Origin of the sequence: Ensifer sp. M14, from assembly GCF_003355565.1 — a bacterium.
In the GTDB taxonomy this organism is placed as follows: Bacteria; Pseudomonadota; Alphaproteobacteria; order Rhizobiales; family Rhizobiaceae; genus Ensifer.
The window spans coordinates 43,641-66,981 of the sequence record NZ_QJNR01000018.1 but is presented as its reverse complement, the minus strand read 5'-3'; the positions used below and the strand labels follow the sequence as shown (position 1 = coordinate 66,981).

Genomic DNA, 23,341 nt, shown 5'->3' with positions numbered 1-23,341 from the left:
CAGATGCCGCCGCTATGCTGAACCGCTTAGCGTGACGCGTGTAGCGGACCGCGCAGCAGATCGCGCGAAACCACGCCAGCGGCATTGTCCGAGTTGAGCAAAGTTGTCCGCGTGCACAAGCAATGCTGCGCACACCTCTATTTGGATCTCAGAGACATGGGTGGCGGTGCCCGTACGAGCACCACTCGACAGGAAGCAGCTCTCGCCGCTGCCGATACGCTCTTCGCATATCCCCTCAAGGAAGAGCCACCTGTCCCTTTATCTATATTTCGTCGTCCCCGACCTGCTCGGGAAGGGAGCGGCTGCCGCCATGGCGACCACAGGGCTTCCGAAACGGCATCAGGGGCGAGAATTCTTCCGATTCGGAATAATTTTGTTGACTCAATTCCGGTTCGGCAAATAAGATATCCATCAGATAAACCTGAGGAGCATCTCGTGACGAACCGAGACGATCTGGACGAGCTCGACCGAACGGTCATTTCCATGTTGACAGAGGATGGGCGCCTTTCCGCTTCGGAAATTGCCGGACGTATCGGCAATGTTTCCGAGCGCACGGTACGTAACCGCATCGCCGCGCTCCTGCAGAATCGGCACATCGTTATCGGTGCCATCCCCGACCCGACAGCCATCGGCCGCGACGTCCAGGCGGAATTGTTGATCGAGGTCGAGCCCGGCAAGGCCGATGAGGTTGCCGCCGAACTCGGCGAATATGATGAAGTCGGATATCTCGCGGCGATCACCGGGCGTTACACACTGGCCGCATCGGTCTTTTTCGACACCAACGCCGAACTCTTCGAATTCACCGAGGGGACCGTCGGCAAGATCCCAGGTGTGCACCGGGTCGTCACCAACATGATCCTGCGGATGTACAAGATCTACGGCACCCGCACGACGGCACTCAGCCAGCGTGAGCCGCAGCCGAATGGCGGGGCGCGCCGCGCCAGGAGGACGAAATGATCGAGCGGTTGCGTATCGGCGTAGACGTCGGCGGAACGAACACAGACGCGGCGTTGCTGCGAGGTAACGACGTTCTCGCGACAATCAAGACGGCAACGACCGAGAACGTCACGGATGGCGTCTCGGGCGCGATCCGCTCGGTGCTTAATGCCGCCGGCATCGACGGCGATAAGGTTGGTGCCGTGATGATCGGTACGACGCATTTTCTCAACGCCCTGGTCGAGCGCCGCCGCCTGCAGCGCACCGGCGTGCTGAGGCTCTGTGGATCTTCGACGCGAGCGCTGCCGCCAATGATCGACTGGCCTGAAGATCTCAAGCGCGTCGTCGACGGCGGCGCAGCACTTGTCGGGGGCGGTGTAAACTATGACGGCTCAGCGATCGCGTCGCTCGACGCGGATGCGATCCGGCAGGCCTGCGGCGACTGGCGAAACCGCGGCATCAGCGCAATTGCCATTTGCTCTGTGTTTGCACTGGTCGATCCCCGCATGGAGCAGCAGGCGGCCGCGATCGTTGCGGAGGAACTTCCGGGGGCATCGATCAGCCTGTCGCATCGCATTGGCCGAACCGGACTCTTGCAGCGCGAGAGCGCGACCATCCTCAATGCCAGCCTCCACCGCATCGGGCACGAGACCATTGCGGCATTCCGCAGCGCCTTTGGCGAACTCGGCCTCTCCTGCCCGCTTTACCTGACCCAGAACGATGGGACGTTGATGTCGGCAGACTATGCCGAACGCTTTCCGGTCTTCACCATTGCGTCCGGGCCGACCAATTCCATGCGCGGTGCGGCCTTTCTCACCGGTTTGAAGGACGCGGTCGTCATCGACATCGGCGGCACGACGACAGACATCGGCATGCTGATCGGCGGGTTCCCGCGCAGCCGCGGCGAAGGCGCTTCGATTGCCGGCGTGCCCACGAATTTCCGGGTGCCAGACGTGTTTTCGTTCGGCCTTGGCGGCGGCAGCATCGTTCGCGACGGGGTCCGTATCGGGCCGGAATCTGTAGGCTTCCGCCTGCCGGAAAAGGCGCTCTGTTACGGCGGCGATACATTGACGGCGACCGATATTGCCGTTTCCGCTGGCCTTGTCGACCTCGGCGACAGGACGCGGCTGAAGCATCTCGACGATGCGATGGTGACCGCTGCGCTCGCCAAGATGAAAAGCGATGTCGAGGCCGTGGTCGATCAGATGAAGCCGGGGCCGGAGCCGATCCCGGCAATCCTTGTCGGCGGCGGCTCGGTGCTGATCGACGGCCTCCTGGAGGGAACGAGCGTCTCGCTGCGGCCTGACCACTTCGGTTCGGCCAACGCCATCGGTGCCGCGATCGCCCAGGTCTCCGGGGAAGTCGACAACATCGTATCGCTCGACGGCCAGTCGCGACAGGCGGCGCTCGATGGCGTTATCGCCGAGGCGCGCCGACGCGCGGTCGAGGCGGGGGCGGCCGAACACACAGTGACGCTCGCCGAAATCGACGAAACGCCGCTCTCCTATCTGCCCGGCAATGCCATGCGGATCGCGGCCAAGGTGGTGGGGGATCTCAACCCATGAAGTTCTGGAACTTGCAGGAAACCGATATCGACCGGATCGCGCTTGGCGCCGGCATCCTCGGAACAGGCGGCGGCGGCAGCCCCTATCTCGGCGCGCTGATGGCCAAGGAACAGCTTCGGCAGGGACGCCGGATCAGGGTGATCCGCCCCGTCGATCTGGCGCCGGATTCCATGGTCCTGGCGCTCGGCGGTATCGGTGCGCCGACCGTCGGCATCGAAAAGATGGACGAGGGCGACGAAGGCATGCGGGTGCTGCGCTCGGTCGAAGCCTTGATCGGACGCCGGATCGACGCCGTCATCGCCGATGAGATCGGCGGCGCCAATGGCATCTCGCCGATGATGACAGCGGCAAAACTCGATATTCCGGTCGTCGATGCCGATGGCATGGGGCGCGCCTTTCCCGAAGTGCAGATGACCACGTTCTTCATCAACGGTCATCCCTCCGCACCTTCTGCGCTGGCCGATGCGTCCGGAAATGTGCTTGTCGTCACGCAGGCGACCAGCCCGGAAATGCTGGAAAAGCTGATGCGCGCCGGAACGATTGCGATGGGGTGCACGGCGCATATGTGCACGGCGCCGATGAGCGGCGATTTCGTGCGCCGGTTCGGCGTTCCCCACACGGTAAGCCAGGCCTGGCGGCTTGGTGACGCTGTGCTTGCCGCACGTGCCGCCAAGACGGATCCGGTGGCTGCGGTGCTGAAGCTGGAGGGCGGAACGCTGCTGCTGCAGGGCAAGGTCATCGATATCGGTCGCAAGATCGAGGGGGGCTTCGTACGCGGGCGGATGACGATCGCCGGGCTCGGCGCGTTCTCGGGCCGCTCGGTCGAAGTCGATATCCAGAACGAATATCTGGTTGCGCGCGAAGACGGCCGCACCTTGGCAATGGTCCCCGACCTGATCTGTATGGTCGACAGCGAAACGGGGCGGCCGATCGCCACGGAGGAGCAGCGTTACGGCTTGCGGGTCAGCGTCATCGCGATCCCGTCGCCGGCCCTGTTGCGGACCGAGCGGGCGCTTGCATCCGTTGGGCCACGCGCCTTCGGCTACGGGTTCGATTTCGAGCCGTTGGGTGAGCCGAACGCGGCTGAGCCCGTGCATGCCTATGTCAACGACAAACAGATGGAGCGCGAAATCCTTTCGGCTCCTGTGGGAGCACTGTGATGAAGCGTCGCGATCTGCTGAAAACTGCCGGTTTTGCTGCCCTTGCCCTGGGTGCCGGAATGCCCGTCTTGCGCGGACGCCCGGCGATCGCCGCCGACGGCACGTCCATCTTCACGCTCGCCTATCCCGCGGGGTTTCCCGATCTCGATCCTGCCACCTCGTTTTCAAACGACGGTGCTGTGCTTGCCAACACCTATGAGACGCTGACGCGCTACATTCCGGCGCGCGACGGTGCTGAGGCCAAGGTGGAGCCGTTGCTGGCCGAAAGCTGGCAGGCCTCGCCGGATGGCCTGACATGGACCTTCCGCCTGCGTCCAGGCGTCAAGTTTCACGACGGTGCGGATCTGACGTCTCAGGCGGTAAAAGCCTCGATCGAACGGACCAAGAAGATCGGCGGCGGCGCTTCCTTCATCTGGGCGCCCGTCGAGACGATCGAGACGCCGGATGCAGCCACCGTGATCATGCGCCTCAAGACGGCGCAGCCGATGGACATAACCGCGGCTGCCGGATTTGCCGCGTGGATCTACAGCCCCGCCTCAACCGACAAGGACAATGCCTGGTTCAATGCCGGTAACAGCGCCGGCACCGGCCCCTACAGGATCGAATCCTACGAGCCCGGCCAGCGCGCGATCCTCACCCGGAGCGAGAGCTATTGGGGCGGTTGGTCCGAGGGTGCCTTCGACAAGGTGGTCTTCGAGATCATCGAAGACGTGGTGCTGGCGCAGAGCAAGCTCGAAAGCGGCGAGGCCGACTGGACCTTCGGCATCCCCTACGACAATCTCGAAAGCCTGAAAGAACATCCGGAACTGAAGGTTGTATCAAACCCGTCCTTCGAAACGCTTGTCGGCATGTACAACACGCGCCGTGCGCCGCTCGACAACGCCAAGGTACGCCAGGCACTCTCGATCGCCTTTCCCTATGACGATGTCATCTCTGCCGGAACGGCCGGCCTTGGTGCGCGCGCCAGGGGTATCATTCCGCCAGGCATCTGGGGACACGATGCGGAGGCCCCGATCCCTGCAACGGACCTCGACAAGGCACGGGCGCTGCTGGCCGAGGCGGGCATTGCCGAAGGCGGGCTGGAACTGACGCTCACCTACGCGACGGGCGACGCGCTTGAGGCGCTGGCCGGCGAACTCTGGAAAGCCAACCTCGAGCAGTTGGGCATTACGCTGACACTGCAGCCGATGGCCTGGGAGGCGCAGTGGCAACTGGCCAAGGCCGATCCCGCCGCAGGTCAGGATATCTTCCTGATGTACTGGTGGCCGACCTTCGTTACGCCTTACGATTACCTGTTCAATCTCTTCCATTCCGAAACCGCGCCGAATTTCAACCTCGGCTATTACGCCAATCCGGATTTCGACAAGCTGATTGACGAGGCGAACACGCTGTCGGCAACCGACAGGCATGCTGCGGAGGTGTCGTTCAAGAAGGCGCAGCGCATCCTGATCGACGAGGCGGCGGCGGTGTTTGTCGTCGACAAGCCAAACGTCCACATTATCCGCGCCGATATCAAGAACTACGCCGACAACCCCGCCTATGGCCATGTGACCTTCGTCCACGAACTGAGCCGCTAGGGCAGGGAGCGAAGCGTCATGCACCTGATGCGCTATTTGTTACGACGCCTGGTTCTTTCGGTCTTTGTCGTGCTGGGCGTCACGCTGCTGGTCTTCGTGGTGGCACAGGTGGTGCCATCCGATCCGGCCGCACTTTATGCCGGGCCTCGTCCGACGGCTGAACAGATCGAGGCAGCGCGCAAGGTTCTGGCGCTCGATGCGCCGCTGCATGAACGCTTCTTCTCCTTCGCTGCCAGAATGGCGACTGGAGAATTCGGCGTTTCCTACAAGACGCGGCGTTTGATCGCCGACGACCTGTCTGTCTTTCTGCCAGCGACGCTGGAACTCGCGGTCTTTTCCACCGTGCTGGCATTACTGATCGGCGTGCCTGCCGGGGTGCTGACCGCAGCCGGGCGGGGTGGGCTGCTCGATCGGTTGGGCGGCCTGGGCTCGATTGCCGCCGTGGCGATGCCGACCTTTTTCCTCGCCATGCTGCTGCAGGCTTTTTTTGCCCAGTGGCTCGGCAGCCTGCCGCTTTCGGGCAGGCTCTCCAAGGAATTCGCGGTGCTTGCGCCCTTGCCCTCCGTCACTGGTTTCAATCTGGTGGATTCGCTCCTGGCCGGGCGTCCTGCTGCCTTCTTCGATACCCTCTCGCATCTGGTCTTGCCGGCTCTGACACTCGCCAGCTATCCCGCGGGTGTCGCCATGCGGCTCACGCGATCGGCCATGATCGAGATCCTCCAGCGTCGGCACATCGTTGCCGCCCGCGCGCTCGGCCTTTCGGGCTCGCGCATCCTCTTCGGACATGCACTGCCGAATGCCATCGGCCCCGCGCTCACGGTGGTCGGGCTGAGCTTTGCCTATGCGCTGACCGGCGCCGTGCTGGTCGAGATCATTTTCGCCTGGCCTGGTCTCGGCCGCTACGTCTCCGAGGCGATCCTGTCCAAGGACTTTCCGGTGATTGCAGCGACGACGCTGGTGGTGACGCTCTGCTATGTCGCGATGAACCTCCTGATCGACCTTGCGCAGGCGATCTTTGATCCGAGGGTGACCCTGTGATGCACGATATGCTCAAGCGGCTCGGCTGGGCCGGCTCCATCAGCCTCTTGGTCATCATCTTCGTTGCGCTGCTGGCGATCTTCGCGCCTGTGGTTGCGCCTTTCCCGGCGCAAGGGTTGGGTGCTCCCAACATCGCCGACAAGCTTGCTCCGCCGTCAGCGGAGTATTGGCTGGGGACCGATCATCTCGGCCGCGACATGGTCAGCCGCGTTATCTACGGCGCGCGAGTTTCCTTAACCACGGGCCTGTTGATCGTCGCCCTTTCGCTCGTGATCGGACTGCCGGTTGGGTTGGTGGCGGGCTATTTCGGTGGATGGGTCGACGATGCGCTGATGCGCGTCACCGATGTCTTCCTTGCGTTCCCGGCGCTTCTGTTGGCGGTGTTGATGGCGGCGGCAATGGGGTCGGGCATGGTCAACGCCACCGTGGCCGTCGCCGTCACCTGGTGGCCGTGGTATGCGCGGCTGGCGCGCGCCGAGGTCCTTGTCCTGCGCGGCCAGCCCTACGTCGAAGCGGCAAGGGTTATGGGGGTCTCGCACGGCACCATCATCCTCAGGCACATCCTGCCGAGCACCAGCCGGCCACTCGCCGTCCAGGCTGCGCTCGATTTCGGCCCGGCGCTGCTGACGGCATCGGCATTGTCGTTCTTGGGCCTTGGCATCCTGCCGCCGACGGCCGACTGGGGACAGATGGTCAATGCCGGTCGCGCCTTCTTTCCGCTGCGCTGGTGGTATGCCGCCGCCCCGGGCGTCACCATTTTTGTGCTGGCGCTGGCCTTTTCGGTGTTGGGAGATGCGTTGCGCGGCGACGATGGAGGGCAGGGCGATGTCGCTCGTTGAAATCAAGGGGCTGTCCATCCGCTTCGGCAGCCTCCACAACCCCATCCATGCCGTTCGTCACGTCGACCTGTCGATCGAACGCGGAACGATCCATGGTCTGATCGGGGAATCGGGCTGCGGCAAGACCATTTCCGGCATGGCGCTGCTCGGCCTGTTGCCGCAAAGCGCGCGTGTCTCGGCTGATGCCTTTCGCTTCGACGGCCTGAACCTTCTCGACGTGGCAAAAAGCTTGCGCGGCCGGCGCATTGCCATGATATCGCAGGACCCGGCTGCAGCCCTCAATCCGGTGCTGCGGATCGGCCGGCAAATGGACGACGTGCTCAAAAGTCATAGCGGCCTGCCGCGCTTCCAGCGGCGCGCCGCCGCCGAGGAACTGCTGGCTGCAACCGGTCTTGCGGATCCACGCCGGGTGCTGAAGAGCTACCCTCATCAGCTTTCGGGCGGCATGCAACAGCGCGTGGTCATCGCACAGGCACTCGCAACCGGCGCCGACTTCATCATTGCCGACGAGCCGACGACGGCGCTCGACGTGACGGTCGGCGCACAGGTGCTGGCATTGCTGAAACGCCTTGTCCAAGAGCGTGCCCTGACGGTGCTGATGATCACGCACGACATGGACGTGGTGGCCGAATGCTGCGACAGCGCGACCGTGCTTTATGCCGGCCACACGGTGGAGGCGGGGCGTACCGAGGAACTCCTGGCCGCGCCACGCCACCCTTACACACAGGCGCTGCTCGCCGCTCTGCCTGATGCTGTGCCCAGGGGCGAGAGGCTGGCGTCGATCGAAGGCCACATTCCATCGCCCTTTGCCGTGATCGAGGGCTGTCCTTTCGCGTCGCGTTGTGCGAGCGCCTTGGCGGTCTGTCGCGAGGCCAAGCCGCCAGAGCGGGATGATCGGAACCATGGCTGGACATGTCACCTGGAGCCGCACCATGGATGAGCCGTTGCTGCAGATCCGCGATCTCGTGGTTCGTTACCGTCGGACGGGTCTTTTCTCCGCGCCACCGCCTCCGGCGGTGAACTCGATCAGCCTGAAACTGGCGACCGGCAGCACGCTCGGCCTCGTCGGTGAATCGGGCTCGGGCAAGAGCAGTCTGTTGCGCGCGATCCTGCGGCTTGTTCCAGTCGAAAGCGGCACCATCCGTCTCGACGGCGACGACTGGTTGGGTTTGCCGGAACAGGTCCTGCGCGCCCGACGCCGCGCGATCGGCGTCGTTGCGCAAAACCCCTTCCTCTCCCTCAGTCCCCGGCTGACCATCGCGGAAATTCTGGCAGAACCCATGACGGCACAAGGCCGCATCCCTGCCCAGGAGCTGCGTGAGCGTGCTGGCGAGATGCTCGAGCGTTGTGGGCTGCCGGGCACTTTTCTCACCCGCCGGGCGCGGGAGCTTTCGGGCGGGCAGGCACAGCGCGTCGCCATCGCGCGAGCGTTGATCCTTGAGCCCAAGCTGCTCATTCTCGACGAGCCCACTTCGGCACTCGATATTTCCGTTCAGGCCCAGATCCTCAACCTTCTGGCTGATCTTAAGCGGGAGCTGGGGCTGTCGATGTTGTTCGTCACGCACAATCTCAAGGTCGTCCGGCATGTTTCCGATACGCTCGTCGTTATGCGCAGCGGTCGAGTTGTCGAAGCCGGCTCAACCGAACAGATATCGTTTGCACCCGCCGAAGAGTACACACGCCAGCTGATGGGATATGGAGGAAGTCTGCATCGCCGCGAATAGGGGGCGATGAAGATCGACGAGGTTGATTCTATTGAGAATGCTGCCCTCCTCAACGTCGAAGGTACAGTGAACGCCTTGCAAAAGGCAAAGTCGATCCGGTATCGCCGACCGGCAGCGTAGGCGGCTCAAGTCGAATCCCAGGCAAGGGCGCCGCAAGTGGCCAAAGCCCGTTTGTGGACGTCCCCTCGATGGAAGGGTTAGGCCTCGGGTTCGTGGCAGACCACTTCGATGTTGTGACCGTCCGGACCAATGACGAAAGCTGCATAGTAGTTTGCATGGTAGTGCGGGCGCAGACCGGGCGCACCGTTGTCTTTGGCCCCCGCCTCCAGAGCCGCGCGATAGAAAGCTTCGACTTGCTGACGATTGTCGGCCGTGAACGCCAGGTGAAGATGCGCCGGCTGTTCCGCGGTTTGGTACAGGCACAACGAAGCCTTACCTTTTGGGCTAAGCTCGACACCGTACGTTGGCGGCCCCTCGGCGACAACAGCTACGCCGAGCGGTTCGAGTGCCTTGAGGAAGAACGCTTTGCTCGCGGCATAGTCGCTAACGCCGAATTTGACGTGGTCGAACATGAGTTCTCCTGAAGTGTGTGGAAGTGCCTGACGGGGAGGCAACCGCAACAGGCCACCCGTTGCGCACCTTGCAATGTCTGCTTGTGCTGCAAAGAGGTTCATCGCGGCCGCTTCGCCTCGCAGGCTTTAATGGCATGCCTCAGCCATCGATGGCAAGGCACAGAGGGCGGGAGGCCGGGGTGGTAGCGTCGTTCGAGGAGCACGATCTTTCGAAGGGCGTCGCCTTACCCTGCGACGATACCTTCTCGCTGGTCGCAACCTGTCTTGGCGAAGGCTTTGTGCCGGAATAGATACTGGACCTGCCCGAGCACAATTTCGAGATCAGGAAGGTGGGCGTCGACGTCCTGATCGGGGTCGCGTGGAGTATGAACGGCCGCGGCGGCCGAGAAATCTGGGCTAAGGCTCCGCCTATCAGCGAACCATTCGCGGGCTTACGCTCGCCAGTATCCTGATAATATCGTCCTCCAGTTTCTGACAGAGATCTTCATATTCCGCCATGATCGTGGGGTCCGGCGTCCGTTGCTCGCGCAACTCATCGCGCTTGACGGCAGCTTGACCGTAAGCTCCCAGCAAAGCGTTGATCGCAAGGAAATTTGCGTCGGAAATTTGCTTCCGATGCCGTGGCAGCCGCATCATCATTCGGCTTCGCCCGACCTTCTCGAAGTCCATCATCCGCTCCTCAGTCTGTCGGCTAAGGAGATTGTCTCGCACCAGGTTGAAAGTGGCAACTAGGCTGCTTGCGGGAGTCAATCGGGGTCGGCACCCATGCTCGGGTGAATAATCTCATCGCGGCGCACGCTGGCTCATGTATCGAGTTGCGATCGCACTGGTCCGAACTGCTCATATGGTTCCGCGGCACGCTTGGCGCTTGCATCACAAACCGTCGCGTCATCCTCGCGGCGGAAGATCTTGCGGTTGCGGGAAGACGCTTCTTTGTGCCCCCTTCAAGGGACCTGCCGCAATGCCGATTGGTGTTCCTGCGCGCCTTTGAAGACGGCTTGCGTCGGAAATCGAGCGGCCGCGCAGTTGGCGACAAGGTCTGCAAATTGAATTGCGCCGCCGACAAGCGACTGTCGATCGCCTATGTTATATATTCTAGGGGAATTTTGGAGCCAGCATACACGCGAGCGGTAGGGGCGACGGATGCTCGAAAGTCGGGGCAACAAACCACGAAAACCGACGAAACCTTCGGGGCGCAAGGGACGCCTCTCCGAATATGGAGGCGAGCGGCGGATCGTCACCGCCCTTTGTTATGATCTCGTCGGATCGACGAGACTTCTCCATCTGCTCGACATAGAAGACTATCAGGACCTGATCGTTGCGTTTCAGAATGCCGCGAAACAGTCGATAATTGCCCATTCCGGCGTTATACAGCATGAGGCCGGTGACGGTGGCGTGGCGCTCTTCAACGTCGAGATCGGTGCGAAGGATGCGGCATCGCTCGCCATTCGCGCGGGCCTCGGGATCGTCGAAGGCTGCGCGCGCGTCGGCCGAGAGGCCGGGCGCGACGACCTGCACGTCCGCGTCGGTATCGCGACATCCGTCGCGCTCATTCAAGAGACGCAGGATGAGAAAGGGGAACCGGTTGCGGCGGCTGCACTTGCCATAGCCACCCGTCTGGAAGAGATCGCCGCGCCAGACACCGTTTTTGTTTCAGGCGACACCCGCGACCTGGCCGGCAGGTCGCACGCTTTCGTGTTCGAAGGCGTGAAGACGCTCAAGGGCTTCACTGTACCGGAAAAGGTGTGGCGTGCCCTCGGGCACAAGATCGAGGTCGACAGGTTCTACGCGTTCGGTAGCCTTGGCGGCCGCTTCATTGGCCGCGAAAGCGAGTTGCGGACGATCGCCGCCTGCTGGGAAAGGGTCGCCGCGACCGGTGGCGAGATACTCTTGCTGGAGGGAGACGCGGGCATCGGAAAGTCGCGGCTCCTGCGGGAAGTCCGCAAGATGACGCGTGACCGTCGATCTGGGCTTTTCTTCTTTCAGTGTTTGCCCGGGGGGCATCGCTCGACGCTGCATCCCCTGTTGAACAGCATAGTGGGCGCAGCGTCCGGACAAGACGATCAACTGGGCCTGTCAGCACACGCTGTGGCAACCCGCTTTGAGCGAAATGGCATTCGCGACGCAGAAACGATTGAAACATTCGCGTATTTGCTGGGTGCGTTGGGGCGAAATCAACAGCTCGCCGACAACGCCCCGAAAGCCATCCGGGAAAGAGCTTTTCGCGCTGTGTTTCGCGCACTGGCGGCGTTGTGCGCGAATGGCCCGATCGTACTGGCAGTCGAAGACATCCACTGGATCGATCCAACCTCCCAGGATTTGCTGGCGGAGGCCGCTCGGGTTGCGCGGCAGCTCCCGATTCTTCTCGTCGCGACCGCACGTCCCGGCTTTGCGGCGGACTGGCTGGATGCGGCAAACGCCACCCGTCTGACCCTAGCCCCGCTCGATCGTTACGAAACACGACAGGCGATAGAGGCAAGTTGGCCGGAGCAGAGGCGCGCAATGCTCCCCGGCCTCTACGACGTCATGGAGAGGATATCCGGCGGCGTTCCGCTTTTCATCGAGCAGATCTGCCAATGGATCTCGGAGGACGTCGCCACAGACACTACGAACCTATCCGACAACGTTAAGCCCAGCCATGTGTCCGCATTCGAGGAAATATTGGATGCCCGGCTCAACCATTTGGGCACAGCCAAAGACGTGGCGCGTGCGGGAGCGGTTGCGGGCACTCGGTTCACGCTGTCATTGCTTCGTGCACTGCTGCCAGGGCTTAGCAAGACGTCCTTGGCCAAGGCCGCAGAGACCCTGAGCGATTCGGGGTTCCTGGTGCGGATCAGGGCGCGGGGACATACCACCTACGGTTTCCGGCACGCTTTGATTCAGGAAACGATCTACAACGCGCTCTTGCGCAGGCAGCGGCAGGCATTGCACCGGCGGCTGTTCCTGGCTGTCAGTCAGAACCGCCAATTGGCCGCCTGGATCGACACCGGAAGGCTTGCCGAACATGCGGAAAGCGCAGGACACATCGAAAGCGCGATCGAACTGTACACTGCGGCGGGCAAGGAAAGTTCGAGCCGATCGGCGATGGTAGAGGCGCGCAACTATCTGGAGCACGCCTTGGCGATTTGCGACCAATTGGGCGAGGGACATGCGATCGAGCCACTACAGCTGTCTGCCCTGACTTCACTTGGTCCAATCCTGACCGGACTTGTCGGACTGAACTCACCTCCGGCACGCAAGCTCTATGAAGATGGCGTGGCCATCGCCCGTCGGCAGCCGATGGCAGATCAATCCAGGTGGTTTCCGATCTATTGGGGGTGGTGGCTCACGGGAACGGATTTTCGCATTATGCATGATCGCGCTCTGCAAGTGCGTGCGATGCTCGCCGGGGCGGAAGATCCTGAGATCAAGCTCCAGGTCAATCATTGCATCTGGGCCATTTATTTTAACCTCGGCCACCATCGAGAAACCCAGGATGCGATCAAGGCGGGACTTGCGCTTTATGACGAGCAATCGGCGAAAACCAACCGAACGTTATTTGGCGGCCATGACGCCAAGGTGTGTGGTCTAGGGCAACTGGCCCTTTCGCTATGGCTGACAGGACAATCGAAAGCATCGGATGCGGCGCTTTCGAAGATGGTCGCCTTCGTTGACCGAATATCACACGCGCCGAGCAAGGCGCATTCGCTTGATACGGAAGCGGTGTCAGCGTTTTACCGGGACGATTATGCGCGTCTCGCCGAAATTTCCGGCAGAATGGCAGACTTCGCGAAGTTGCATGAGATGCAGTCGCTGTCCGGCCTGTCGTTGCTCTTCGCCGGATGGGCTCGCGCGCATGGCGAAAGTCTCACGAGCGGGCATGCGATGTTTCTCGACGGGCTGTCTCTCTTGAGGAGCCTCGGCACTGTCGCGGATCTCCCGATCTATCTCTCCATGCACGCCACGTTGCTCGGGCATGCGGAAAAATATGAATCGGCGGTTGAGGTTACGAACGACGCGATCGAAAAGTCCAGGGAAACCGGCCATGCCTACTGGCTCGCCGAGCTTTACCGTCGCCGCGCCGTTCTCAACGCGCGGGGCAACGCCATCACGGATTCGATCGTCGCCGACCTGACCTCAGCCGTGGAAATTGCCGAGAGCCAAGGAGCAAAGGCGCTTCTAAAGCGGGCCAGGCATTCAATCCAGGAGCTTGGCGTTGCCGTTCAGCGTTGAACCAGCGGGCCCGGCATCGAACGATCCGTCAAGTCTTGACGGCAGGCTCGCAACCTTTCACCACTCCGTGGTTTCCGGGCTGTGCACTCCCCTTTCGCGTCCAGTAGGTCCGCACGATGCTGAGCAGTGCCTGCGTGCAATACTCCCGCTTTGCCATCGTGCTCTCATAACCCGGCTCGGTGATCTGACCGGACTTGACCGGATCGGCCTGCCGGTGGTTCAAGCCGTTCGACCCGCCGCACTCTCCGAAGTCACGTCTCTCGGGCGAGGCCTTACCCTCGCGGAAGCGGCAGTGGGCGCGCTCATGGAATCGCTCGAGCGGTTCTACGCCGAAGCCATTCCGCCGGAGCGGGTATTTTCCACGACGGCGGATGAACTCGAGATTGCTGGCGACCTGTTTGAAAATCTGCTGGCACCCGATCTCCAGGGGAGCTGGCGTCAGAGGACGATACCCTGGATCACCGGCATCGATGTTGCGGCTGGCGTCCCGCAACCGGTCCCCCTGGAGCTGGTTCACACCTGCTACACGGATCCCCCCCCCCTCATGACGGCCTGTTCTTGCGCACGACCACCGGCCTCGCCTGTCACAGGACCGTCTTCGGCGCGTTCCTGCACGGACTGTTCGAATGTATCGAGCGCGACGCCATCGCTCGTGCCTTCGCCACCCACGGCTTCTTCGATCGAATGCGCATGTCCCCGCTCGGGCTGGGTGACGGCGTTGATCACATATTGTCCCTTGCGGGCGAGCATCACATTTCCTTCGGTCTTTGGCTTGCCCCTTCGCAGGCAAATGTTCCGGTGGTCTGGTGCCAGACGATCGAGACGGGTCCCGGCGAACCGATCCTTGCCCTTCCGACCGAAGGCTATGCGGCGGGACCAAGCATCGCTGCGGCGGCTGAAAGCGCGATGCTCGAAGCCTTGTCCGCGCGGGCCGGGGCGATATCAGGCGCGCGAGACGATCAAACTCGGGAGCACTACAGGCGCAGCACCGACCGGATCGTCGCCAAGGCCCGCCAGCTCATTCTTGTCGACACATCCGGATTGCCTCGGCGGGCAACTGAGGCGGACACCGTTTCGGATCTCGGCTCGCTCATGAACAGAGTCCTTTCCGCCGGCATGGGGCCCATATTGGCTGTGTCGGTGGGAACGGACGCCGAAACAGGCGTGGAGTGCGTGAGAACCATCCTTCCCGGCGCCAGTCCCTTTTCGATCCTGCGGTGAGTGTTCACATGGCCGATGCGAGTGAAAAAGGTCCGATCCTGGTGTTTCTTGGTCCGACGCTTCGGTTGGCCGAGGCGGCGCCGGTTCTCGACGCCATCTACCTGCAGCCCGCCGCGCAAGGCGACATTCTGCTTGCCGCCCACGCATTCCGTCCGCAGGCGATGATCCTGATCGACGGTCAATTCGAGGACAGACCGGCTGTACGACACAAGGAAATCCTCTGGGCGATGGCACAAGGAATCGTCGTGATCGGAGCAGCAAGCATGGGCGCGCTCAGGGCGGCGGAACTCAATGAATTCGGCATGATCGGCGTCGGCGTGATTTACAGATGGTATCGTCGCTGGCGGCTTGCTCCCGATGATGCTGTCGCTGTTCTTTCGGGACCGCCGGAGCTTGGCTTTCTTCCTTTGACAGACGCGCTGGTCGATCTCCAGCGGATGTTCGCAAACCTGCAACGCCGGAATTTCCTAACCGCCGCTGAACGCGACTTGCTCACAACAATGGCGCGAAACATGAACTTTCGAGAGCGCCGGTTCGAAGCGATTTTGCGGGATGCCGGGTGGCGGGAGGAGGGGCTCAAGGATCTTCGGAAGGACATCGTGGGACAAAAGAAGCAGGATGCTCTCCTGGCGCTGCGAAGCGCGCGAACCCTCCTGCTTCAGGGAAATGCAGGGCATCGAGTGCGCGATGCGTGGGTCGCAACGAACACCTTTGTCCGGGATCTCGAGGCGAGCGGCATTGACTCAAATTTAGTAAACACTTATAAATTGAAATCTTAATTGCCGGATTTTCCATCGTTGGGGGCAATTGTGCGATGCGTCTGATTCGAGACGATGCCCTCGACTCCGGAAATGCGCGTATTGGCACACGCTTCTGGATCTATCCTCAACCACCCTTTATTCCCGGATACGAACAGCCCGATCGCGTGTGGTTGTCGATACCGCGCGACGAAATAGGCGAGGGGCCTAGCGACCTCTCCATGTATGTCGCGGATCCGCTCTATGACAAGCAGCCCTACGGCTTCGCGAACTTGCCGCCATTCGACGGAGCAAGGCGCGCGCCGGTGAGGCCGGGGCCTGACCGGCACTTCGACAACATCGATCCAACCTCGCGTCCATTTCTTGCTGTTCACGCCTACGCCTGCGTGCGTTTCGTTCTCGATATCTGGCAGAGCTATTTGGGGCGGCGGGTCCACTGGTTCTTCGATCAGACCTTTCCAAGGCTTGAAATCGTTCCATTTGTCGATTGGGACAATGCTCAAGCGGGCTACGGCTTTCTGGAACTGGGCCGTTCCGACGTCGATGGCATACTGAGGCCCTACGCGTTGAACTTCGATACGATCGCGCACGAGGTCGGGCATCTGGTCATGCTCTCGGAGACGGGCATACCAACCGTGATATCGCCTGACGGCGACTTCTTTTCGTTCTCCGAAGCTTTTTCGGACTGTGTTTCACTGATCTCGTTCCTGCACTTCGATTCCGCAATTGACCGGCTCTTGCGGCGAACGAGAGGCAATCTGCTGCTCTACAACGAATTGAACCGCTTTGCGGAGACGAGCCCCGAGACGCAGATCCGCCTGGCGACCAATTTCCGGAAAATGTCCGCGGTTACCCGCGAGGTGCACGACCGCGCGCTGCCGTTCGTTGGTGCCATCTTCGACAGTATCGTCGCGCTCTATCATCGCGATCTGGTCGCGAATGGTTGCGCCGACAGACGGCTTCTGGATGTCGACCTGCGGGAACTGGGGCAGGACGAATTCGATACGTTCCGTCAGGCGACGGCGGAGGCGTTCAGCACCAAGCCATTGTATTTCAAGCTGGCACTGACCGCTGCACGCGATGCGGTGGGCGCTGCACTTGCTACCGCATTGAAAACACTTGATCCGAACGTACTGCGTCTTGAGCAGGCGGCAGATGCCGTCACTGCCGCAGCGCAAGGGGCGGCGGCCGAGCTGCTCGAAGAGAATTTTGCCTGGCGCGAAATCATCGCGTCAAAGTAAGCCAAAGGAGGGAAAGATGAGTGGTTGCTATGTTAATCCCGTTGTTGGAACCGTGCAAAATCTAAAAGATATCATTGACTATCGATATTATCGACCAGGCGATGTTAGACTATATGGACGACCAGCTCAATTCTATGAAAGAAAGAATAAGGATGATGCTATCAGGGAAGCTATAGCTGACCTCGAGGAAAAACTAAAACGCATTGGAAATAATGATATTGCTGAAGAGATCCGCAAAAGAATCGGAGAGATTATTGACTATATAATGAAGAGCTCAGGAGTTGTCGGCGACGGCGTAACAATCGCCGTTTTCGATGGGGAGTATTATAGCTTCCTTCCTGTCAGCATGAACGTTCCGAAGAATTACATTAATAGCATTGGCGTGATTTATGGTTATGCGTATGAGGGGCATTGCTACAAGCTACCAAAACCGCAGATCATGTGCCTATCAGAAAGACCGTCGAAGATCGCCAAAGGCGATTGCGGCTGCGATTGTGGATTTGACCCGGCATTCGGCTACGCGGTCTGGTCGATCGACAAACTCGAGCGGGCCATATCTCTCGACATTCGCGCTGACGATCTGAAAACGTTGGTACTGGACGAAAACCTGCCAGGCAACCGGTCGCCGCTCGCCTATGCGCAAACGATGGCGCTGGCGCCACAGCGGCTCCGGGATTGACGGGAACGCCCTTACTGCTCGTAAATGGTATCGACGGGACCTTCAGTGATCCCGCTTGAAGGCGGGATGCTCCAGATTGGGAAGCCGTCAGGCGACCTCAAGGTGAGAGCCTGTTGTCCCTGGCGCGATGGTGTGTCCGGCAGGCTCACTTTTCAAGTGGGAAGCGTTCAGTCGCCGCGCCACGATATCGTGGTTGAGCCACTGGACGGGACCGGCGGGGTTTGAGGATTCGCCAAAAATGAGCTTGCCGGTCGCCTCTACGACGAGCGCACTCAGGAGGTCGCTGATCATCGCCTTGCCGTCCCGATGCATCTGCGTGATCTCATTGGACGTGCCGATGGTCAGATCGGACTGCGCCTGGCTGTTTGCCATGGGCCATGCCGAGAAGTCGTAGAAAGGTCGCATGACCTCGTTGGCCTGCATCTCAGTGATTTTCCGAATCACATCGTTCATCGTGAAGCCGTCTGCCAGAAGCTGCTGGCATGCCTGCCACTGGTCCTCTGCCCATTGGCCGCCGTTCTCTTTCTTCAAGGCTAGCAGCAGCGGGATCAGGGGAAGCTCGATGCCCGTGAAGACGTCGGATGAATTGGTTCTGATTTCGGGGCAGTTATAGACGGTTGCCTTTATACCCGCTGCCCAGGCGTCCTGCGCGATGCCTTCGAGCCGCATCTTGGCATAGCCCTGGGTGTAGTTGGTGTAGGTCTGCCAACGATAGCTCCCGTCGATCAGGACTGCTGTTCCGTGATAACCGTAGGCCGTATACCGGACCTGAGCACCCGATGCCTCCACGCGCTCGCGGATCGCCGCGCTGAAGTCGATGAGATGTCGAAATGTGATTGCCGAGACTTCGTCGAAGTTCTGCAGGATCAGCTTGCCCATATCGCTGTCGAGCAGGGCTTGCGACGACATGTGGCGGGAACCACGCCCCTTGTAGATTCGATTGGCGACGACCAGGAACACCTTCGCCTTCGGGATACCTCCGGCCATCGTATGGGCGAAGAAGACATTGCGGCCATCGGCAATCATTCCATCGAGAACGGCCATGACCTGCGCAAGCGAATTCGTAAATCGGGCGGTGGCGATCTCCCGGCACTGTGCGATGTAATCCCAGTCGAGCGTATCCTGTTCCCAGCTCTCGAGCGTCATGCTCGCCAGAAGGTCCGTGGGAGTGGGGCCTCCGGCCGGCGCGTCGAGATCGAAGCCAGCCATGAGAGGTATGTTGATAATCCGTCCGCCCAATCGGTCCTCGGCGGCCGAGAGTTCCTCGGCGTCCAGAGGCCGCAACGCGTTATTCTCGTCGCGCCGTCCAACCGTGATGCCAACGATCTCCATTCCAGCCCGCCGGGCTTCATCGAGCAGGCCAGTCGCATATCCGCGACCGAACAGTTCGCCGAACAGGACAAAAACATCACCCTTACGGAAGACGTTGTTTTCGGCGATGCGATTCAATGCGATCGGGTTTTCCATGCTGTCAGCTCTTTAGGTCAGTTGGTCGTCGAGCAATGACTCAGACGAACTTCAATCATCACATGACCGCACTGACCGGGAATAGGAAGTCATTTTACGTGACCGTTCATTTCAATGCGTGAACTCCCGGAGGGATTTTATGTTATCCAAGCCGGACAAAACAGGTAGGCGCGAGAGAGAATCTTCGGGAGATCCGGCCTAACCTCCGCAGTCAGATTTTGGAAACGACGGCTTCGCCGACATGCGGCCCGACACTCAATCGCCAGGAGTCGAAGGGCGGTTAGATGTGCCGCATGATCCACACGGTTGCCAAAAAACCATAATTGCGCCACCTAGATTGCACATCGACACTCGGCATTAAGAATTGGATCAACGCTGAATGCGCATTTCATACGTCTTCCTTGGCGCTTTTCTTGCCGTCGTGCAGCCCGCATATGCTGACGTCGCTTCACCGCCTGTATTGGAGCCGGTCAAGCAGCAGGCAAAAGCCGCTCAGTTGAGCGCAAAATTTCTCACGCGCTTCAGCTACAAGCCCGTTCCACTCGATGACTCCTTGTCGGCCAGGATCATGGATCGGTTCATCGAGTCCCTTGATCCCGACCGTGCGCTCTTCCTGCAAGCGGACGTCGACAGTTTCATGGCGGACCGCAGCGAGATCGACGACGCCATCGAGCGGAAAGACTTGAAGATTCCGTTCGACATCTTCAACGTCTATGGCAAGCGCGTTGTCGACCGCATGGACTATGCACGCCAATTGCTTAAGCAGGGCTTCGATTTCCGCCAGCAGGAAAACTACGCCGTGCTGCGTGACAAAGCGCCTTGGCCGCAGTCGGAGGCCGAGAGCAACGAGCTTTGGCGCAAACGCGTCAAAAGCGACTGGTTGCGGTTGAAACTGGGCGGCAAGAGCGACGCGGCTATTCGCGAAACGCTCGACAAGCGATATGCCAACGCTCTCGAGCGCGCCTACAAGTTTAAGAGCGACGACGTTTTCCAGTCGTTCATGAACGCCTACACAACGTCGGTTGATCCGCACACGGACTATTTTGGCGCGAACGCGTCTGCCGCTTTCGATATCGCGATGAAACTCTCGCTGGTTGGTATCGGTGCCGTGCTGCAGGAGCGCGACGATTACACGACGATCCGTGAACTCGTGCCTGGCGGGCCTGCCCAGTTGTCTGGCAAGCTCGCGGTCGGAGACCGCATTACCGGCGTCGGCCAAGGCAAGGATGGGGCGATAAAGGAAGTGGTCGGTACGCGCCTTGATGAAGTCGTACAACTGATTCGAGGAAAGAAGGGGTCCGTCGTGCGCTTGGACATCTTGCCGGCGGATGCCGGAACAGATGCCCCGCATCGGGTTGTCAGCCTGGTGCGCGACAAGATCAGCCTTGAAAAGCAGGCTGCCCAGAAGGCCGTGTTGTCTGTGAAAGTGGGCGATGCTACGCGCAAAGTCGGGGTGATCACTCTGCCGGCGTTCTATGAGGATTTTGAGGCCCGGCGCAAAGGAGACAAGGATTATAGAAGTGCCAGCCGCGATGTCAGAAAGCTCCTCGACGAACTGAAGCAGGAGAAAGTCGACAGCGTTCTCATTGACCTGCGCAACAATGGCGGCGGCTCCCTGGAAGAGGCGATTAACTTGACCGGCCTGTTCATCGGCACGGGACCTGTCGTTCAGCAACGCGATAGCGACGGTAAGGTCGCGATAAGAAGCGCTGACTTTCCAGCACCTGTCTGGACCGGCCCTGTGGGCGTGCTGATCAATCGCGGGTCGGCATCGGCATCGGAGATCTTTGCCGCGGCAATCCAGGATTACGGTCGAGGCGTGATCGTTGGCGAACCCAGTTTCGGCAAGGGCACCGTTCAAACTGTCGTCAATCTCGACGATATGGCTCGCAACAACAAGCCGGAATTCGGTGAGCTGAAAGTGACGATTGCGCAGTTTTTCCGGATCAACGGCGGCACGACGCAGCTACGCGGCGTGACACCGGATATCAGCTTGCCGGGGCTCTCCGATCCGACGACCTTTGGCGAGACCAGTTATGACAATGCCCTGCCGTGGGCGCAGATCAAGCCCGCGAAGTATCAGCCCGCCGACACTGTCACGACGGTGCTGCCGACACTACAAGGCCGCCACGATGCACGGATTGAGGGCAATCCGGATTTCCAACGCCTGCTGAAGGACATTGCAGACCTGAAGGCGCAGCGCGAGAAAGGGGTCATCTCCCTCAACGAGGCCGAGCGTCGCAGAGAGTTGGCTGATAGAGAAAATCGGCTCAAATCTCGAGCGCAGGCCGGTGATGGCGAAAACACCGGTGAAGATGATGGTCTCTATGCCAACGAGCGCAGCCTGAGTGCGGATATTGCCCTCGAAAACGCCCGCAAGAATGCGAAAGACGTCCTGCTGAACGAGACCGCCGCCATTCTCGCCGATGCGGCGGACTTGCAGGAAGGCGTGCTAAAGGCGGCCACAAAATAATAGGCAGACACGGGTGAAGGATAATTTTTGACCGCCCCGCGCACACCAATGGGGCGCAAACAGAGATTCGGTGAGCATCGTGCGAACCGCCTGAGGCGTTTGGCAGGTCGCCGAGAATTGGTGGATGGCGGATTAGAGATCTTTCCAGCTATGAAAGACGGCGGCCTGACCGAGATACTCGCCGTCTGCGCGCGCAAGCTGCCAGACGGTGGCGTGTTCGATCCAGAACCGCCGCCCGGATTTCGCGATGCGAAGGCCGCGATAGTTGTCAACGAAACCCTGGGCAGAAACGCTGTCTAGAAAGCGCTGCCTTTCTTCACGCTCAGGGGCCTGTGCAGAAAGGTGCGACGGCATTCCGATAAACTCGTCCCAACCATAGCCGAAACAATCTTGGGCGGTTTTGTTTGCGTAGATGAAGCGCGGATCATCGGATCGATCGTGTGCGAGCACGGCAAAGGGAGCGGACGCATAGAGCCATTGGCTGTCCGCCGCTGGATCAATCAGGCTGCGACCTGTCACCTGGCGAAAGCTTGCAATGATCAGCAAGCCGATCTCTTGCGCGTCATGATCGGGCGTCACGTCGTTCCCTTCTGCTGCACATAGGTGGCCGGTTCGTACTTGCACGCGACCATCCAACACTCGGTCCGTCGGCAAACGCGGAGTCGACTGTAGCTGCTGTTTTGGTTTGCGGCCGTCTTCTATGGGCGTTGGCGGTGTTTCTGACGGCAGGAGCACTGCGAAAAATTCTGCAACATCCATGTTGAGTGCCGCTGCCAGACGATCAAGGAGGACAACAGACGGGTTGAATTCGCTACGTTCAATTCAGCTGATCGGCTTTGCGCGCGTTCTTAAATTCCGGACCCGTCGAGCTCTCGCTCGTCGTCGCCTTCCCAGGGCGAGGGCATCGAGGTGCGATTGAGATTGGCCGAAGGCATCGGCATCCAGCACTTCAATTCGGGCTCGGCGTATTCGACGATGCGGCCAGGCGAGGAATCAGAGGCGCGCCATCCTTCTGCACCGAACTGGTCGCCATTCGACCAATAGGCGAGATCAACTTCAGCCGCCCCCTGTTCGGACGGGCGGATCGTGACGAGGATCCGACTGCCGTTTTTCGGCGCGCTTGCCATGTGGCGCCAGGGGTCCGGCTCGGCCATCATTTTTCCTCCTGCCTTGCTTTCGGTTGCAAGTGTCGCCTCGCCATCGAAAACGGTCAACTCACCATTTGCGCAACCCACCGTCTATCGATTGACTGTCCGCTCAGCTTGCCCCCGAATTGAGGCACGCCATCACTCCCCCATCCGGCCTTGGCATCGGCCTTGTGCCGGAATGCGCCAGCTTGTCCATTCGTGACCTTGAGCTCAGGAAGGCGAGGGGGAGCGCCTTAGACCGCGCAACGCAGATGGCTGCCGCTCACCCTGTCGAAACTGCCGTCCTCCACACCAAAAGGACCTCAGGGTCCGAGAACCGTGAGAAAGAGCCGTGCCGATTCCTTTCCGGTGCTGGTGAACCAATGTTCCATGTCCACGCGCAGCGTGGCTGTATCGCCGGCGCTCAAGATAACCGTTTCCTGCGCTGTGCAGACCTCCAGCTGACCAGCAAAGACATGAAATATCTCGCGGGTTCCCGGCTTGTGCGCGGCGAAATGGCTGGAGGTTGCGCCTGTAGGCACGGTGTACGAAAGGAGCTCGACGTCCTGGCTAGGACGAGCCAGCGCCAACCGCTCGATCCCGGTGGCCGTCCACTTCCTGGGCTGACGCCAGGCCGCTACACACCAAACGTCAATCAATTGACCTAGCGTAAGTGAATTCCCCTCACGTCAATGTATATGCCGTCTTGACGGTTGTGTAGAATTCGGCGGCATAGCGCCCCTGCTCGCGCG

At 60.6% G+C, this 23,341-nt stretch carries 19 protein-coding genes and 1 pseudogene; 14 read left to right on the top strand and 6 right to left on the bottom strand.

Annotated elements, in window-relative coordinates; all coding sequences use genetic code 11:
* Positions 1-435 precede the first annotated feature (435 nt).
* From BLJAPNOD_RS32790 to BLJAPNOD_RS32755, 8 genes are read left to right on the top strand one after another with little or no spacing between them, the layout of a single operon-like run.
* Positions 436-957: an Lrp/AsnC ligand binding domain-containing protein gene (locus BLJAPNOD_RS32790; protein ID WP_158556211.1), complete on the top strand. Its 522-nt coding sequence runs from the start codon at positions 436-438 to the stop codon at positions 955-957.
* Complete coding sequence (locus BLJAPNOD_RS32785) at positions 954-2,501, top strand: hydantoinase/oxoprolinase family protein (protein ID WP_199566092.1); 1,548 nt, start codon at positions 954-956, stop codon at positions 2,499-2,501. The genes BLJAPNOD_RS32790 and BLJAPNOD_RS32785 overlap by 4 nt, the downstream gene beginning before the upstream one ends.
* Positions 2,498-3,661, top strand: coding sequence for a DUF917 domain-containing protein (locus BLJAPNOD_RS32780; protein ID WP_115422905.1), 1,164 nt, complete (start codon positions 2,498-2,500; stop codon positions 3,659-3,661). Before BLJAPNOD_RS32785 ends, BLJAPNOD_RS32780 begins: the two co-directional genes overlap by 4 nt.
* Positions 3,661-5,238, top strand: a complete 1,578-nt coding sequence (locus tag BLJAPNOD_RS32775) for an ABC transporter substrate-binding protein (RefSeq protein WP_115422904.1) — start codon at positions 3,661-3,663, stop codon at positions 5,236-5,238. Before BLJAPNOD_RS32780 ends, BLJAPNOD_RS32775 begins: the two co-directional genes overlap by 1 nt.
* 18 nt (positions 5,239-5,256) lie before the next feature.
* A complete protein-coding gene (locus tag BLJAPNOD_RS32770) occupies positions 5,257-6,276 on the top strand; it encodes an ABC transporter permease (protein ID WP_115422903.1) in 1,020 nt (339 codons plus the stop codon).
* Complete coding sequence (locus BLJAPNOD_RS32765; protein WP_115422902.1) at positions 6,276-7,115, top strand: ABC transporter permease; 840 nt, start codon at positions 6,276-6,278, stop codon at positions 7,113-7,115. The genes BLJAPNOD_RS32770 and BLJAPNOD_RS32765 overlap by 1 nt, the downstream gene beginning before the upstream one ends.
* Entirely contained in the window at positions 7,102-8,055 is a 954-nt protein-coding gene (locus BLJAPNOD_RS32760) for an ABC transporter ATP-binding protein (protein WP_158556210.1), read from the top strand. The genes BLJAPNOD_RS32765 and BLJAPNOD_RS32760 overlap by 14 nt, the downstream gene beginning before the upstream one ends.
* Complete coding sequence (locus BLJAPNOD_RS32755; RefSeq protein ID WP_199566091.1) at positions 8,018-8,839, top strand: dipeptide/oligopeptide/nickel ABC transporter ATP-binding protein; 822 nt, start codon at positions 8,018-8,020, stop codon at positions 8,837-8,839. The genes BLJAPNOD_RS32760 and BLJAPNOD_RS32755 overlap by 38 nt, the downstream gene beginning before the upstream one ends.
* A gap of 197 nt (positions 8,840-9,036) precedes the next feature.
* Here the strand turns inward: BLJAPNOD_RS32755 and BLJAPNOD_RS32750 are convergent, their stop codons facing one another.
* Both BLJAPNOD_RS32750 and BLJAPNOD_RS32745 read right to left on the bottom strand, forming a co-directional pair.
* The gene (locus BLJAPNOD_RS32750; RefSeq protein WP_077502390.1) at positions 9,037-9,411 is read right to left on the bottom strand and encodes a VOC family protein; all 375 of its coding nucleotides are present in this window, start codon (positions 9,409-9,411) and stop codon (positions 9,037-9,039) included.
* A gap of 411 nt (positions 9,412-9,822) precedes the next feature.
* Positions 9,823-10,080 carry a nodulation protein gene (locus tag BLJAPNOD_RS32745; protein ID WP_147294630.1) on the bottom strand — a complete coding sequence of 86 codons (258 nt, stop codon included), beginning with the start codon at positions 10,078-10,080 and terminating at the stop codon, positions 9,823-9,825.
* A gap of 474 nt (positions 10,081-10,554) precedes the next feature.
* On the opposite strand from BLJAPNOD_RS32745, the gene BLJAPNOD_RS32740 reads away from it, so the two are divergent.
* From BLJAPNOD_RS32740 to BLJAPNOD_RS32720, 5 genes and pseudogenes are all read left to right on the top strand, one after another.
* Entirely contained in the window at positions 10,555-13,623 is a 3,069-nt protein-coding gene (locus tag BLJAPNOD_RS32740) for an AAA family ATPase (RefSeq protein ID WP_115422899.1), read from the top strand.
* Between the two features lie 67 nt (positions 13,624-13,690).
* Positions 13,691-14,844, top strand: a pseudogene (locus BLJAPNOD_RS32735) (YcaO-like family protein).
* 8 nt (positions 14,845-14,852) lie between these two features.
* A complete protein-coding gene (locus tag BLJAPNOD_RS32730; RefSeq protein WP_077502386.1) occupies positions 14,853-15,623 on the top strand; it encodes a TfuA-like protein in 771 nt (256 codons plus the stop codon).
* Between the two features lie 35 nt (positions 15,624-15,658).
* Positions 15,659-16,843 (top strand): hypothetical protein, encoded by a 1,185-nt coding sequence (locus BLJAPNOD_RS32725; RefSeq protein WP_077502385.1) that lies wholly within the window; start codon positions 15,659-15,661, stop codon positions 16,841-16,843.
* A gap of 16 nt (positions 16,844-16,859) precedes the next feature.
* The gene (locus BLJAPNOD_RS32720) at positions 16,860-17,522 is read left to right on the top strand and encodes a hypothetical protein (protein WP_077502384.1); all 663 of its coding nucleotides are present in this window, start codon (positions 16,860-16,862) and stop codon (positions 17,520-17,522) included.
* An 87-nt stretch (positions 17,523-17,609) separates the two neighbouring features.
* Here the strand turns inward: BLJAPNOD_RS32720 and BLJAPNOD_RS32715 are convergent, their stop codons facing one another.
* Complete coding sequence (locus BLJAPNOD_RS32715) at positions 17,610-18,989, bottom strand: hypothetical protein (RefSeq protein WP_115422898.1); 1,380 nt, start codon at positions 18,987-18,989, stop codon at positions 17,610-17,612.
* 379 nt (positions 18,990-19,368) lie between these two features.
* Between BLJAPNOD_RS32715 and BLJAPNOD_RS32710 the strand changes: the two genes are divergently transcribed.
* Positions 19,369-21,462 (top strand): carboxy terminal-processing peptidase, encoded by a 2,094-nt coding sequence (locus tag BLJAPNOD_RS32710; protein ID WP_115422897.1) that lies wholly within the window; start codon positions 19,369-19,371, stop codon positions 21,460-21,462.
* A gap of 132 nt (positions 21,463-21,594) precedes the next feature.
* Here BLJAPNOD_RS32710 and BLJAPNOD_RS32705 read toward each other — a convergent pair whose 3' ends face one another.
* The 3 genes from BLJAPNOD_RS32705 to BLJAPNOD_RS32695 form a co-directional block, all read right to left on the bottom strand.
* Positions 21,595-22,008, bottom strand: a complete 414-nt coding sequence (locus BLJAPNOD_RS32705) for an MEKHLA domain-containing protein (RefSeq protein ID WP_244611210.1) — start codon at positions 22,006-22,008, stop codon at positions 21,595-21,597.
* Between the two features lie 302 nt (positions 22,009-22,310).
* The gene (locus tag BLJAPNOD_RS32700) at positions 22,311-22,616 is read right to left on the bottom strand and encodes a hypothetical protein (RefSeq protein ID WP_077502458.1); all 306 of its coding nucleotides are present in this window, start codon (positions 22,614-22,616) and stop codon (positions 22,311-22,313) included.
* 296 nt (positions 22,617-22,912) lie between these two features.
* Positions 22,913-23,179 (bottom strand): cupin domain-containing protein, encoded by a 267-nt coding sequence (locus BLJAPNOD_RS32695; protein ID WP_199566090.1) that lies wholly within the window; start codon positions 23,177-23,179, stop codon positions 22,913-22,915.
* Between the last annotated feature and the right edge of the window lie 162 nt (positions 23,180-23,341).

Bases quoted from the DNA above. Each gene is read 5' to 3' on its own strand.
- BLJAPNOD_RS32740 (WP_115422899.1), top strand. From the start codon at position 10,555: ATGCTCGAAAGTCGGGGCAACAAACCACGAAAACCGACGAAACCTTCG.
- BLJAPNOD_RS32750 (WP_077502390.1), bottom strand. From the start codon at position 9,411: ATGTTCGACCACGTCAAATTCGGCGTTAGCGACTATGCCGCGAGCAAA.
- BLJAPNOD_RS32775 (WP_115422904.1), top strand. From the start codon at position 3,661: ATGAAGCGTCGCGATCTGCTGAAAACTGCCGGTTTTGCTGCCCTTGCC.
- BLJAPNOD_RS32700 (WP_077502458.1), bottom strand. From the start codon at position 22,616: ATGGCCGAGCCGGACCCCTGGCGCCACATGGCAAGCGCGCCGAAAAAC.
- BLJAPNOD_RS32730 (WP_077502386.1), top strand. From the start codon at position 14,853: ATGGCCGATGCGAGTGAAAAAGGTCCGATCCTGGTGTTTCTTGGTCCG.
- BLJAPNOD_RS32785 (WP_199566092.1), top strand. From the start codon at position 954: ATGATCGAGCGGTTGCGTATCGGCGTAGACGTCGGCGGAACGAACACA.
- BLJAPNOD_RS32720 (WP_077502384.1), top strand. From the start codon at position 16,860: ATGAGTGGTTGCTATGTTAATCCCGTTGTTGGAACCGTGCAAAATCTA.
- BLJAPNOD_RS32715 (WP_115422898.1), bottom strand. From the start codon at position 18,989: ATGGAAAACCCGATCGCATTGAATCGCATCGCCGAAAACAACGTCTTC.
- BLJAPNOD_RS32770 (WP_115422903.1), top strand. From the start codon at position 5,257: ATGCACCTGATGCGCTATTTGTTACGACGCCTGGTTCTTTCGGTCTTT.
- BLJAPNOD_RS32760 (WP_158556210.1), top strand. From the start codon at position 7,102: ATGTCGCTCGTTGAAATCAAGGGGCTGTCCATCCGCTTCGGCAGCCTC.
- BLJAPNOD_RS32755 (WP_199566091.1), top strand. From the start codon at position 8,018: ATGGCTGGACATGTCACCTGGAGCCGCACCATGGATGAGCCGTTGCTG.
- BLJAPNOD_RS32780 (WP_115422905.1), top strand. From the start codon at position 2,498: ATGAAGTTCTGGAACTTGCAGGAAACCGATATCGACCGGATCGCGCTT.
- BLJAPNOD_RS32710 (WP_115422897.1), top strand. From the start codon at position 19,369: ATGCGCATTTCATACGTCTTCCTTGGCGCTTTTCTTGCCGTCGTGCAG.
- BLJAPNOD_RS32745 (WP_147294630.1), bottom strand. From the start codon at position 10,080: ATGGACTTCGAGAAGGTCGGGCGAAGCCGAATGATGATGCGGCTGCCA.
- BLJAPNOD_RS32725 (WP_077502385.1), top strand. From the start codon at position 15,659: ATGCGTCTGATTCGAGACGATGCCCTCGACTCCGGAAATGCGCGTATT.
- BLJAPNOD_RS32765 (WP_115422902.1), top strand. From the start codon at position 6,276: ATGCACGATATGCTCAAGCGGCTCGGCTGGGCCGGCTCCATCAGCCTC.